The following is a 12,399-nucleotide window of genomic DNA, read 5'->3' as shown; positions in this document are numbered from 1 at the left end:
CCTAGTTCAAAGAACACATGCCCTCGTGCATTCTTTGCAATCACGTGATGCACACGATCTATTTCTGGCTGCCAGGATACCTCAGTCCCTTCATTGTGCTCTCTCCGCGCCCGCGAGATTCGCGTCCGCAGGCCAAAGTTATTCTTGAGAGAGGCAGCTGCTTTGGGAAACTGGTTAGGATCTGGGTCAAGATGACCGGTAAGCACCGTTGTCAAGAATATGCATAGGTACTCTTCATCTTTGGAAAACGATGTATTGCATTGTTCACAGATGGTTATGGTGGGTAGGTTGTCAGGTAGTGGGCGATCAAGTAAGCACTTAGTGGGAACGTGATCCTTGTTCTTGCTGCGGGATTTAAGGTCTTCACCACAATGAATGCACGCACCGCGATTTCGTACATCGCTGTAGTCTTTTGTTTGCTTCATATGGTGCGTCTCCTATTTTGCAAAATGGTCTTGGTGGATCCTTGCGGGGCTCCATGTCTGCGCTTCCATCCCGCATCCTGCGGAGAGTCTGTATCTCGAGGCGGTGCTGATGGTTTGCTACCACGACGACCGTCTGCGCCTTCGACTACTGCGTCTGCGCCTGTGCCTGTGCCTCCGGTTTGAGTCTCCGGTGAAGGCATCTGGCTCCTCATCAAGCACCCAGAGAAGGAGGAGGATGAGCAGAAACACCAACGCGACCATCGAAACCACGATGCCTACGACGGCCAGTGCCCGCCACCACCCATCGGTGCGCCCGAAGGCCCAGACGGAAAGCCAAGCTGACAGGGCGAGCAGTCCCAGGACGACGATCAGGTCTACCGGTGATGTGACGAACCCCCACCAGCCTCGGACCGCCACCTCGATTGCCAGCATTCCCGCTCCGGCACAGGCCAGCGAAAATCCGGCTACCGCCGGGATGTCTACGGGCCGTCCCCACAGCCTTGGTGGTCCAAAGACGTACGACATGCTTGTAATTCTACGGGCCTCGATGACAATTGGGGATGGGGCAAGTGGAGGACGGAACTAGGGTGTGGCGGGGCTACTTGGCTACTGGGGCTGGATCCCCGCTATCGCGACTATGGATAGAACTTGCACTCCTGCCGAGGCGTTTCCCGTTGGCAAATATCTCAGCGACGAACTGAGCGAGCGTGAGTGGACGGTGACAGAGTTCGCAGAGATCATCGGCCAGCCGATTCAGGTTGTATCGGAGATTCTGAGCGGGACGAAGGAGATCACCCCCGAGACTTCTGCTGCCATCTCTCAGGCCTTCGGCACCACCCCTGAGCTTTGGCTGAACCTCCAGACCGCACATCGCCTGCACCAGCGGCGCGCAATCGAGAGCTTGAGCTGAGAGAGCCGACTCAATGACCGCCACACCCGGAATCAGCAACGGCGAGGGCAACGCTACGCAGCCTGTGGCGATTGCGGAGCTTGACGCCAGCGTTGGCAGCGGTCCTGAGGTGCCTGAGGATGAGATCGCTGTGCGGTACTACAGCGACGAAGCACTCTTGGCGACGATCCGGCTGCGCCGAAGTGGTTAAACCTCTAGATCGCTCGCTTAGTGGGCGATAGCAAACTCGGCTTGGTCTTCATCAAGGAGTCGGAGAGGGCCGGTTGTGAACAGCTGTTCCCTAGGGAGGGACACATGAGAGATGAGGTGAGGATTCATCCGCACTCCGCCCTAAGGCTCACGGCACCCGTCGGTGGGCCGGATTAGGGCTAGCTGGCGTCGTCTGGCACCCGTTTGGCTAGGCGCTTCACCACGTCGACCCCATTGCTCAATAGGAGATGCAGCACGCCAAGGAAGAGGCCGAACCAAGCTGTTCCGAAGTAGCCGATGGCCACATACGCCGAGAACATGAAAATGTGGACAAGAGCGCTAGTCAGATTGTTCACCAAGGTGGTGAGCCTTTGCCCTTTATGCTCCAGTCGAAGATCTTCCATTTGCAGTTGGTGGCGGTTCTCTCTTTCGCTCGCAATCCCCTTGCCGGCCGTCTCTCGCAGCCATTCCGCTGTGCCCGGGACTTGTCTCTCGAACTCACCGTAGATCTCTGGGTGAGGAAGAGGCGCTTGCGACAAGGTGGCAGTGAACTCAACCTCCTCACTACCCCTAGACGGCAGTTCTGCCGGGGAGGCATCCTGAGGCTCTGCCGGGGAGACGTCGTGAGGCGCCACCAATTCGGCGTCGTTGCTGGAGCCTTTATCCTCGGCCATAGCTGTCAGCAGTTTCTAGGTGCTGCTCGATGGCCGCGCTGAACCCAGCAGTGATCTGTTCCACCACCCTGGCGTTGTCGAACGCCAGGGTCGAACACAGGTCGGCGAAGCTGTTTGCGGGCAGCTTGTAGCTGAACCTGTCTCGAGAGAGGGCATACGGGGGTATATTCAAGTCGAGAGGTGGCAGTGGCGGCAGCCTGTATGACAGCCGAGTCCGCAGCGGTTTTCTCACGTTGAAAGTATGCGTCATCACCCACAGCGCATGCACCGCGTGGCCGTGGCGATGATACCGGGAGGTCCCCTGCACTTCGCTGAGCGCTGGGAACGGAACGGGAGCGTCGTTGACGCCTGGGAGTTCGAGCTGCTCGAAATCCAAGAGGTGACCTCCTACGAACTAGGGCTGGGCCGGGAGCACCCGGTCCAGCAACTCTCGGGAGCGTTCACTGCGAATGTAGCCGTCCATCGAGTCGAGGCGGGGACTGGTGCAGCCTGCCTGCTGAGCCAACCGTGCGATGACAAACTCCACGAAGTCCTGCACCATACGGGTCTCGATACTGACTCGTTCAGGAATCGGCTCGTGGGCAGGACTCTTCTCGCAAGCTGCGCTGTACTCAATTGCAGCAGCCTCCTCAACAGCTTCGACAAGCTCGTTCAGCAGCCTGTAGTCGCCTGCACAGATTTGATCGAGGAGCGGTTCAGCCGCGCCCAACAGGTCCTCCTAAGTGTTCTTGTTCGGCATCAATCCTAACCGGCTGTATGCATGGCCACACGCTCTGGCCCATGACCACGTTTCGCAGATCACAGCATCATGCCTTAGCGCAGTGTGGAGATGCTGAAGTCGAAGCGGCCTAGGGTGTTCTGGATGTCGGGCCCAATGGAAGGTAGTGGCTGATGCCTGCTGACGAGGCGGCATTCGAGGAGCACATCGCCTCTTGGCTGGTCGAGCATGGGGGCTATCAGCGAGTCAAAGTTGGCAATTCCGGGGATGAGCCTCGGGATTTCGATGTTCGGGCGGGTGTGGACACGGCTGATTTGTTTGAGTTCATCGGGGCGACGCAGGCGGACAAATGGGAGCGTCTTGTCGACTCGGCCTATGGCGGCAACCCGAACCAGGCGCAGGCGGGGTTTGTACAGCGGTTGGCGTCGGAGTTGGACAATCGGGGAACGGTGGACGTTCTTCGCCGTGGGGTCGTAGATCGGAACGTCACGATCCAGCTGGCGTTCTTCAAGCCCGCCCAGGGGCTGACGCAGGAACTCGTGGAACGATACGAGGCGAACGTGTTGTCGGTTACTCGGCAATTGCCGTTTGAGCCCGACAGCGCTCGAACTATTGATCTGGGTCTGTTTGTCAACGGGATACCAGTCGCTACGGCGGAGTTGAAGAACCCCCTCACTGGGCAGACGGTCGAGAACGCCATTGCCCAGTATCGGACTGACCGGCCTCACAACAACAGAACTCTGGGGCGGGTAGGAATGGTGCACTTCGCAGTAGATCCCTCGTCGGTAGCCATGACGACGCGTCTCGCAGGCAAGCAGACCCGGTTCCTGCCGTTCAACCGAGGCCACCAGCTTGGTGCGGGAAACCCGCCTAACCCGGAAGGTCACCGCACCGCATACCTGTGGGAGCAGGTGTGGTCGCGGAATGCCTGGATGGACATCTTGCACCGCTTCATCCATGTGGAGAAGCCTTCTCGCGGTTCAAGGGCCCGCCCGCAGGTGATCTTCCCGAGGTTCCACCAGTGGGATGCGGTACGGCAATTGGAGGCCGATGCCAGGGAGTCTGGAGCGGGCCGCAGCTACCTCGTGCAGCACTCGGCGGGGTCGGGAAAATCGAACTCGATTGCCTGGCTGGCGTATCGGCTGTCGTCACTGCACACCGACGACGACGTTCAAGTGTTCGACAAGGTGGTGGTGATCACCGACCGGGTCGTGCTCGACCGGCAGCTTCAAGACACGATCAGCCAGTTCGAGCACGCCATCGGCGTGGTTGAGCGCATCGACGAGAACTCAGCGCAGCTCGCTGCGGCCCTTGAGGGCGAGCAGGCCCGGATCATCGTGACCACCTTGCAGAAGTTCCCCTACATCTTCGACAAGATTGAGTCATTGCCCGAGCGCAACTATGCGGTGATCGTGGACGAGGCCCATTCGTCGCAGACCGGCGATGCAGCCAAAGAACTTCGCCAGGCGCTGGGTTCAGCGGCGATTGAGCTTGATGAGGACTTGGAGGCGAGTGAAGTCGACACCTTGCTAGCTGAGGCTGTGGCAGCTCGCGGCCGCCAGCCCAACCTCTCGTTCTTCGCATTCACCGCTACGCCCAAGGGCCGTACCCTGGAACTATTCGGCGAGATTGGCGCTAGTGGGAGACACGAACCATTCCACCTGTATCCAATGCGCCAAGCCATCGAGGAAGGCTTCATCGAAGATGTGCTGGCCGGCTACCTCACCTACAACCAGTACTCCCGCCTAGAGAAGTCGATTCTCGATGACCCTGAGTACGACACAAGCAAGGCTCGAGCGGCAATAGCCAAGTTCGTGTCTTGGCACCCCGAAAACCTCTCGCAGAAGGCTCAGATTATCATCGAACATTTCCGCACCAAGATCGCTAGGCAGGTGGGCGGCCAGGCCAAGGCGATGGTGGTGTGCCCGTCGAGGCGCCATGCGGTGCGGATGTGGGACGCATTGCGTGGTTATGCCAACAACTTGGGCTACGAGCTCGGGGTGCTGGTGGCGTTCTCGGGTGAGGTTGACGGGATGACCGAGGCCAAAGCCAACGGTTTTGGAGACTCCCAGACCGCTGAGCGGTTTGACACCGACGAGTGGCAGATCATGGTGGTGGCGGAGAAGTTCCAGACTGGGTTCGACCAGCCGAAGCTGGCGGCCATGTACGTGGACAAGACGCTCACGGGTTTGGCAGCTGTGCAGACCTTGTCCCGACTCAACCGCATCCATCCCGACAAGTCCGGCACTTACGTAATCGACTTTGTGAACAACGCTGAGGAGATCGGCGAGGCGTTCGCGGTGTACCACGGCAAGACCGTTGCACCGCCGACCGACCCGAACCTTCTGTTCGATACCCGTCGCGACCTCGATGTCTTTGGCGTTCTCGATGCAAGTGAAATTGAACGGGTTGCCAAGCTGCTGTTGGTAGACGGCAATCACGCTCAGATCGACGCTGCCCTCCAGCCCGCGGTCGACCGTTTCAGGGGATTGGGCGATGATGACCAGGAGGCATTCCGAGACACCTTGGCTCGGTTTGTGCGCGTGTATGGGTTCCTGTCGCTGGTTGTGGAGTTCCGAAATCCCGAGCTTGAGCGCGACTACCTCTTCTGTCGGGCTCTGGCTGCCCATGTCCGAGATCGTGATCCTGGTCAGAGCATCGATTTAGGGTCGGAGGTCGAACTCACTCATCTTCGGCACGAGGTCTCATTTGAGGGCTCGATCTCGCTTGAGAATGAAGAGGGTGAGGTGGCCACCATCTACTCGGGGACGGGCCCGCTGAGTGATCCCGAGGCAGAGCGGCTCTCTCAGATCATCGCTCGCATCAACGAGCGCTTCGGGACCGACTGGACCGAAGAGGACCGCCTGGTTTTCGAGGCCGCGGCCGGCGACCTCATTGCGGATGCCGAGATCCAGAACCAGGCGGTGAACAACGACGAGGACACCTTCCGCACCCACGTCTTCCCATCTCGCTACGAAAAGGCCCTGCTGTCGCGCATCGACCGAAACAGCGAGCTCATCTACGCCTATCTCGACAGTGAGCAGCTCCAAACCGAAGTGCTGGACATCTTTGCAGTCAACGTCCAGAAACGTGCTTCAGTAGCTCGCCAGCGAACCTGCCCCATCGGTGACCTGCTCGGACCAGATCGCGAATCGCAGTTCCTAGAGTACAAGTCCACCCTACGCTGGGACATCCGGGAGCAGCGCAAAGGTGGTGTCCCAGAGGATGCCGTGATCAAGACAATCGCCGGCTTCGCCAACTCCGAGTACGGCGGCACCCTCCTTGTCGGCGTAGCCGACAACGGCTCAGTTCGGGGCCTAGAGGACGACTACGCCACCTTCTCAAAGCGCGGCCAGCGAGGTGGTCAGGACCTATGGGGCCAACACCTCCAGAACCTCATCCGCAACCGCCTAGGAGATGCGGTCCTCTCCCTCATCTCCTGGGAGTTCCACACCGTCAATGGCGGCCAACTGGCTCGGATCAGCATCGACCCCTCAGATTTCCCAGTCATGGAACGCAAGGGTCAAGAGGACACTCTTTGGATTAGAACCCCAACCTCCACCATTTCTGTAACTGATCCCGAAGACAGAGCTAAAGTCCTCGCTGGCCGTTGGGGAAGTAATTGACATCTGCCATCCGACTCCCAACGTAGGTGGCGATAACCCTGACTACGGAGGAATGGACATGGATCTCAACGAATACATGCGGCGGTCAGCCGAAACTGACCAGATGGGCAATCAAGAGGAAGCCGTCAAGTTAGCATTACTTGGAATCGCTGGAGAAGCTGGATCAGTGGTGTCGGAGGGTAAAAAATGGTTTAGGGACAACAAACTGTCGCAAGGCCTTGAAGAAAACGTAAGAGAAGAGCTGGGCGACCTTCTGTGGTATGTAGCTTCACTGGCTCGCAGGCTCAAAATGGATCTTAACCAAGTCCTCGAGGCAAATCTGCAGAAGACAAGAGAGTTTTGGTCTTCAGATATGGGACCACTTCCTGACTATGATGACCATAATTTTCCAAGACAAAAATTTCTGAGAAATATGGAAGTGCGTTTTGTAGAAGATCATTCAGGTCAAATGACTATTGTGAGAATGGAGCCTTTGGGAGAGTTGGCTAGCAGAGCACAAGAAGAAGAGCAGAGGAAACACAAGAAGGCTCAACTCGGCGATGACCTGGATGATAATTCGATAATGGATGATGGATATCGCTATCATGACATTATTCATCTGGCGCATGCCACTGTTCTAGGGTGGTCTCCTGTGTTGCGGGCGTTGATGGGCGCACAGCGTCGGGAGGTGGGGGAAAAGGATCGTGTGGAGGATGGGGCAAGAGCAAAAGCGATTGAAGAGGGACTCGCAGCTTTTGTTTTCAATTATCTTGAGCCATACGACTATGATGTTAAGCACATCGACTGGACTCTGCTTAAGCACGTTAGACGTACTGTGATGGATCTAGAAGTGTCAAGCCAACCGCTCGCAGTTTGGCGACATGCTTACGAGCAGGCCTTCACCATCTTTCTTCAATTGAAGAACAATCGAGGAGGTCAAGTGAAATGTGATTTAGACAAGCGTCAACTGGCCTTCTTCAATGAACTCCAGGTCACTGAATAAGGACTCCTGAGTTCCGATGTCTCCATATTTGTGTGCAAGCATGATGTTCTCGTTTATGCCCCATTTTGGAGGGAACCAAGCCGTCATAGGGGATGGATCCGGTCGATAACGCTGCTTTATACGTGTGCCAGATGCAAATTCACTCAATTCTGGCATCGCAACCCGAGTGTACTTGTCTACCTCACAGAATAGGTTTTGAATGTCAATTAATTGTAGATCACGTCCCCAAAGTCCATGCCAAAGCAATTCACGTGTCTTGAATTCGTCATGCTGTTGCTCAAGTGTCCATCGAATTATTTCTTCGTAAGACAAGTCATTTGTTCCGTGGAAGCACTTCTTGATTCCACGAATAGCCCCTGGTCCAGGCACGACAAATTCTTGCTCTGAGAAATCTAGGTAGCTCGAGTAATTGAGATCAGTGATGAATTGATAGGCCAAGAAATCACCGATGGATTCATATCGACGGAGTGTGCCGAATGCTTGCTCCATGGTCTCGCAATCTTGAACTTCTACGTGTGCTTCTTCAATGATCATGCGCCGGAGGAGATCTAAATGCCTACTGTACTTGGGACCAGACGCGGACCTAGGTGGCGGCATGATGTATGCTGCCGAATAAATTGGTTGTCTTTCAGCTAAAACTTCGAGTGCATGATCAATTGTTCGGTCAAATAATGCATTAGTGTCAGGCTCCCCAATTGATGTTAATAAGTGGTTCCAAGTATCAATTCGATTAAATATCTTGAATACTAGAGTGCGTACGAAGGTGTCTATCCAGTTCCACTCTTGATTGTATTGAATACAGGAGATCAGATATTGACTTACGCGGTCGGATGCCCTGTAAGTATTTGTGAAACGATTGACAGCTAGGATGGGATCTTCTGGCGGGTTGTCCTCTAGTGTCCCCGACAGTTTGTGGAAATAGATTTCTTGGCGTCTAGAAGCAAATTGCCAAAATGCGTCATAACCAGCAGTAGTCTGGGGACGCGTCTTCAACAAAATTGTAGTCATCTATTGAACTCCTCTGGCAAGACAACAAACTTGAGGTGGTAGAGTCTTCACAAAATCAATGGCTGTTGCTATGAACTGCTGCGAGTCCATTAACTATTATCGAGGCGATTTCTTTGGGTCTATGTGTTGCGGAGAGCTTCCGCAGGTCCAGTTCATTTAGACCAGAACACCGGATTGATGCTTCGCTTTTGTCCGCGACTGACCTTAGTTCGTAGAGTGAGTCTTCTATTCTCTTGTCATCTGGTTGTATTGGAAAATTGGATGGTGCCCAGTCAAAGCCGTCAATCTCGAGTGTCTTTGCAACTAGGGCGGCGGCACCGCCAAATCCTCCTACGATATATAAAGGTTGCTCGGCTTTGATGGAGTTTATTGCTTCCTCGATTACTCCAGGCATACTGCCCTGAAATTGTTCGAGTTGACCGCCCAAGATGACTTGCGCGTCAGTATTTTCACAGAGGTATTGCCTCATTGCGCTGTAGCTTGAAGAGTTACTAGGTTGTTTTTCTGGAAGTTCAGATATAGATCTCATCTCCATTGGAAGACCACTTGGAGAAAGGCAAACGACTCTCCCACGAGTTTGCAACTTGTTATTGAGACCCTTGAGTTCCTTGACTGTGAGCGTTTCGTGCTCGGGGGCGGCTAGGCAAAGGGTTAGAGAGTCGGGATGGGCGCCATAGCGTTCGAGTTCGCTTAGGAGGAACTGGGTGTAGCCAGGTGGCTTGATCCGACCCCCGTACACAAGGCGTCCGCTAAGGAGGAGAACAGATCGTGCTATCTCGGCCAGCGCCAATTCAGCATGGTGTGGGTGGAGGCCCAACATGGGCAAATCTGCGCTGTCCGATACCGAGATACCAAGCCGTAGGCCGTCCAATGCGTTAGTCGGCCTAAGCTTCAGGTCCCCCATCAGAGGCCCCTACCGCCGCGATCCGCGTAGGTGCGAGGCGTCACAATTTCAACGGTAGCATTTGTGCTTACCAGGGTGAACAACATTCGGATCAACTCTTCTTCTTGGGGTCCAAGAGGCGGGTCGGGATGCATGATCGTAAATTGGCCATCACCGGCTGTGCTTCCGTGCTGGATCAGCCAGGGAATCAGGGTTGCAGGCTCGGGTGCCTCAGGAGGGGCCCAATCGATCCCGAGCGAGAGCAGCCCATCCTGCTGAAGGGCCCAGAGCGAGTAACGCAGTGCCCTATCCACTAGCAAGTTGAGAGCCGTATCAATGCTTCTGTCTCTTGTATCCTCGTCCCCGTCTTGGTAGCCCACCACGGGGACATGGTCCATAAGGAAAGATCCGCGTTCCTCCGCACGGCGAATGGCGCTCAGCGTGACGACCGGCATTCCGGCTTCCTTCGCCTTCCGAAACTCTCGCTGGCACCAATCGCGGCTTGCGTAGAGATCGGTCCGAAGGGCCAGCAGGCTGTTGGAGGCAGCGTTGCGATCGAGTTCATCAGCGAAGGAAGAGCCAGGCTGCAGGTCTGATTCGTCGAAGAACTCCTGGAGGTGCGTTTTGCTTATTCTGATGCGCACTCGAGTGATGAAGTCGTCTACCCAGTCGGCCTCTTCGTCCTGGGAGGGCCTCTTGGTGTGGCTGATGAAAACTGTGAGCGGCTTGCTTAGGGGAGCGCCGATCATATGAGTGGCCTGTTGGGAGATGTCGCGACACAGGACCGCGTTGTCATTAGTGACGTGGGGCGGCAGCGCCTGGATGCCCGCAAGCACTTCGCCGAGGTGATCATTTCTATCCCATTCCTCCATCAGAGCCGGGAAAATCCCAACATTGTCGGACTGGCTTCCGGCGGCAACGATTGCAGTCAGGTATTCGCCCCATCCTGATGAAGAGTCCTCGACGGCCCTGCAGAGCTCGATTCCTACTAGCGGCACTACTGCCGTGAGCAATGGGCTGGGCAAGCCATGGGGCTGCGGCTCGGTGGCTGGAATGGGTCGCGGGGCATCGGACCCATGCATCCAGGACGCAGATCGTGTGTAGACCTCCACAGAACCGCCGATTAGACCGACATAGGGGGTACCATGAAAGTGCTCGATAACCTGACGGGCAATCTTGTCGCCGTCGACGTCATCAGGGTGCCAGATGACATAGATGTCAAGCACGGGCGGCAGCATTAAGGCACTTTATAATACTTTTCATGCCATATGACAAGGCCAGCATCTGGCGGCAGGCATAGGGAGAAGCGAATGAGCAGCATTCACAACGTATTTGTAGCGCACCGGCACGAGGACGATGGCCTTGTGGGCGACCTCAAGTCCCTGTTGGAGGGGAGAGGGGTAGAGGTGCGAGATGCGTCGATCACTGACGACAAACCAAATCGGGCAAGCAATCCGGACTACATCAAGCAACAGATCCTTGCCCCGAACATCAAATGGGCTGGAAAGGTGATTGTACTGATTACGCCTGACACCAAGAACCATGAATGGGTCGACTGGGAAATTGAGTATGCTCAGAAAGCTGACAAGTTGATAATTGGGGTTTGGGCGCACGGGCATGCGGAGTGCGAACTGCCCGACCCGCTGAAGAAGTTTGCTGATGCGGTAGTTGGATGGAACGCAGATAAGATCATTCAAGCGCTAAACGGTGAGCGAATTAGCGAAGACCCTTCTGGCACTCCACGAGAAAATCAGTTGGTCAAGCGGATTGATTGCTGAAACTTGAATCTCTTTGTATACGTTGTGCGCCATGATATCGGATTTGCTCCCAATCCCTTTTACGGGTATTGCACACTAGCTACCTGCAAGCCCAAAATACGCAAAGCGGCTCAGTTGGGTGACTGGGTTGCTGGTGTTGGGTCGGTACAGAAGCGTCAAGGTGGAAAATTGGTCTATGCCATGCAGGTGGAAGAGGCCATGTGCTTCAACGAATATTGGAATGACTCACGTTTTTTGCAAAAGCGTCCATTTAGACCTGGCAGCATTAAGCAGCGCTATGGGGACAACATTTACCATCGTGAAACTGATAGAGCTGAATGGATTCAAGAAGATGGGCGACATAGTCTTGAAGATGGCAGTCCGAACTTTAGTCACATAAGGAAGGACACGAACCCTCCGAGAGTTCTAATTTCTCGTAATTTCGTATATTTTGGGAATCGGGCAGTAGATCTTCCAGAGCAATTTGTATCGCCAAAAAACCGTCGCCTGTTTGTTGGTATGCGAGATTTTCATCGTAACTTTCCTGATGACGTGAAAGACGCATTTATCGAGTGGATTGAAGTTCTCTGCGATGACGGTGGCATAAGGGGTGAGCCACTCGACTGGTAGCCAAAGTTGAGTGTCCTGTGGCAGTGGAGGCGCTCAGAGGGTTTGGGTGCCGTCTACTCCTAGGGCTATGGCTAGGACTATGGCGATGCCGCCTAGGAGGCGGGCGATCACTGATAGCAGGGGGGTGGGGGTGGCGCGGAACCATAGGAGGGTGGCGGTGAGGGCGGCGGCTAGGACTACGCCGGCCATGGTGCGCAGGGTGCCGTCGTGGGCGGCGGTGGCTAGGACGACGGCTACTAGCTGGGGGGTGAACAGGACGGTGAGGGCGATGAGCGCTACTTGGGTACCGGCTCGGGGTTCGTCATGGATGGGGCGGGCGGGCCATAACATCCAGCGGAGTCCGGCCACTGCGAAGGGCACGGCGGTGGCCAAACGCCAGGTGCCGGTGGTCACCGACAGGCCGTCGAGGATGGGGTCGGCCAGGGCGGCGATCACCCATAATGCGGCTACCGGGGCGGCGACGGCCAGCACCACCCGGGGGCGCCACTGATCCCTATTCGATGGCCGCCAGGCCACGCTCAGCGCGCCCGCGGCCGGGTTGGCCGCGGCCAGCACCATCAACATCACTGGTCCGAGTCCGCTCATGGTGTTCCTGCT

At 55.9% G+C, this 12,399-nt stretch carries 13 protein-coding genes; 5 read left to right on the top strand and 8 right to left on the bottom strand.

The features are described from left to right. Positions 1-542: 542 nt before the first annotated feature. Entirely contained in the window at positions 543-950 is a 408-nt protein-coding gene (locus tag ACOGI7_RS11255; protein ID WP_419848855.1) for a hypothetical protein, read from the bottom strand. A 112-nt stretch (positions 951-1,062) separates the two neighbouring features. Here ACOGI7_RS11255 and ACOGI7_RS11250 point away from each other — a divergent pair, with 112 nt between their 5' ends. Next, complete coding sequence (locus ACOGI7_RS11250) at positions 1,063-1,335, top strand: HigA family addiction module antitoxin (RefSeq protein WP_419848854.1); 273 nt, start codon at positions 1,063-1,065, stop codon at positions 1,333-1,335. A gap of 368 nt (positions 1,336-1,703) precedes the next feature. Here ACOGI7_RS11250 and ACOGI7_RS11245 read toward each other — a convergent pair whose 3' ends face one another. Genes ACOGI7_RS11245 through ACOGI7_RS11235 form a run of 3 tightly spaced genes read right to left on the bottom strand, consistent with a single transcriptional unit; the run spans position 1,704 to position 2,907 of the window. Beyond that, complete coding sequence (locus ACOGI7_RS11245) at positions 1,704-2,198, bottom strand: hypothetical protein (protein ID WP_419848853.1); 495 nt, start codon at positions 2,196-2,198, stop codon at positions 1,704-1,706. After that, positions 2,185-2,574 (bottom strand): hypothetical protein, encoded by a 390-nt coding sequence (locus ACOGI7_RS11240; RefSeq protein ID WP_419848852.1) that lies wholly within the window; start codon positions 2,572-2,574, stop codon positions 2,185-2,187. Before ACOGI7_RS11240 ends, ACOGI7_RS11245 begins: the two co-directional genes overlap by 14 nt. An 18-nt stretch (positions 2,575-2,592) precedes the next feature. Beyond that, entirely contained in the window at positions 2,593-2,907 is a 315-nt protein-coding gene (locus ACOGI7_RS11235) for a hypothetical protein (protein WP_419848851.1), read from the bottom strand. 182 nt (positions 2,908-3,089) lie between these two features. Between ACOGI7_RS11235 and ACOGI7_RS11230 the strand changes: the two genes are divergently transcribed. Next, the gene (locus ACOGI7_RS11230) at positions 3,090-6,542 is read left to right on the top strand and encodes a type I restriction endonuclease (protein WP_419848850.1); all 3,453 of its coding nucleotides are present in this window, start codon (positions 3,090-3,092) and stop codon (positions 6,540-6,542) included. Between the two features lie 58 nt (positions 6,543-6,600). Continuing rightward, a complete protein-coding gene (locus tag ACOGI7_RS11225) occupies positions 6,601-7,524 on the top strand; it encodes a MazG nucleotide pyrophosphohydrolase domain-containing protein (protein ID WP_419848849.1) in 924 nt (307 codons plus the stop codon). Here ACOGI7_RS11225 and ACOGI7_RS11220 read toward each other — a convergent pair. From ACOGI7_RS11220 to ACOGI7_RS11210, 3 genes are read right to left on the bottom strand one after another with little or no spacing between them, the layout of a single operon-like run. After that, a complete protein-coding gene (locus tag ACOGI7_RS11220) occupies positions 7,474-8,532 on the bottom strand; it encodes a nucleotide kinase domain-containing protein (RefSeq protein WP_419848848.1) in 1,059 nt (352 codons plus the stop codon). The two genes, ACOGI7_RS11225 and ACOGI7_RS11220, sit on opposite strands and share 51 nt — an antisense overlap. 55 nt (positions 8,533-8,587) lie before the next feature. Further along, positions 8,588-9,436, bottom strand: a complete 849-nt coding sequence (locus ACOGI7_RS11215; RefSeq protein WP_419848847.1) for a hypothetical protein — start codon at positions 9,434-9,436, stop codon at positions 8,588-8,590. Further along, positions 9,436-10,653 carry a toll/interleukin-1 receptor domain-containing protein gene (locus tag ACOGI7_RS11210; protein ID WP_419848846.1) on the bottom strand — a complete coding sequence of 406 codons (1,218 nt, stop codon included), beginning with the start codon at positions 10,651-10,653 and terminating at the stop codon, positions 9,436-9,438. The genes ACOGI7_RS11215 and ACOGI7_RS11210 overlap by 1 nt, the downstream gene beginning before the upstream one ends. Positions 10,654-10,725: 72 nt before the next feature. On the opposite strand from ACOGI7_RS11210, the gene ACOGI7_RS11205 reads away from it, so the two are divergent. Both ACOGI7_RS11205 and ACOGI7_RS11200 read left to right on the top strand, forming a co-directional pair. After that, positions 10,726-11,193: a TIR domain-containing protein gene (locus ACOGI7_RS11205; protein WP_419848845.1), complete on the top strand. Its 468-nt coding sequence runs from the start codon at positions 10,726-10,728 to the stop codon at positions 11,191-11,193. 3 nt (positions 11,194-11,196) lie between these two features. Continuing rightward, the gene (locus ACOGI7_RS11200; RefSeq protein WP_419848844.1) at positions 11,197-11,802 is read left to right on the top strand and encodes a hypothetical protein; all 606 of its coding nucleotides are present in this window, start codon (positions 11,197-11,199) and stop codon (positions 11,800-11,802) included. Between the two features lie 33 nt (positions 11,803-11,835). Here ACOGI7_RS11200 and ACOGI7_RS11195 read toward each other — a convergent pair whose 3' ends face one another. Continuing rightward, positions 11,836-12,387, bottom strand: a complete 552-nt coding sequence (locus tag ACOGI7_RS11195; RefSeq protein ID WP_419848843.1) for a hypothetical protein — start codon at positions 12,385-12,387, stop codon at positions 11,836-11,838. Positions 12,388-12,399 lie beyond the last annotated feature (12 nt).

This window comes from Candidatus Poriferisocius sp. (genome assembly GCF_965204145.1).
Lineage (GTDB): Bacteria > Actinomycetota > Acidimicrobiia > Acidimicrobiales > Bin134 > Poriferisocius.
Note: the sequence above shows the minus strand (reverse complement) of the source record. Positions and strands in the feature narration are given on the sequence as shown.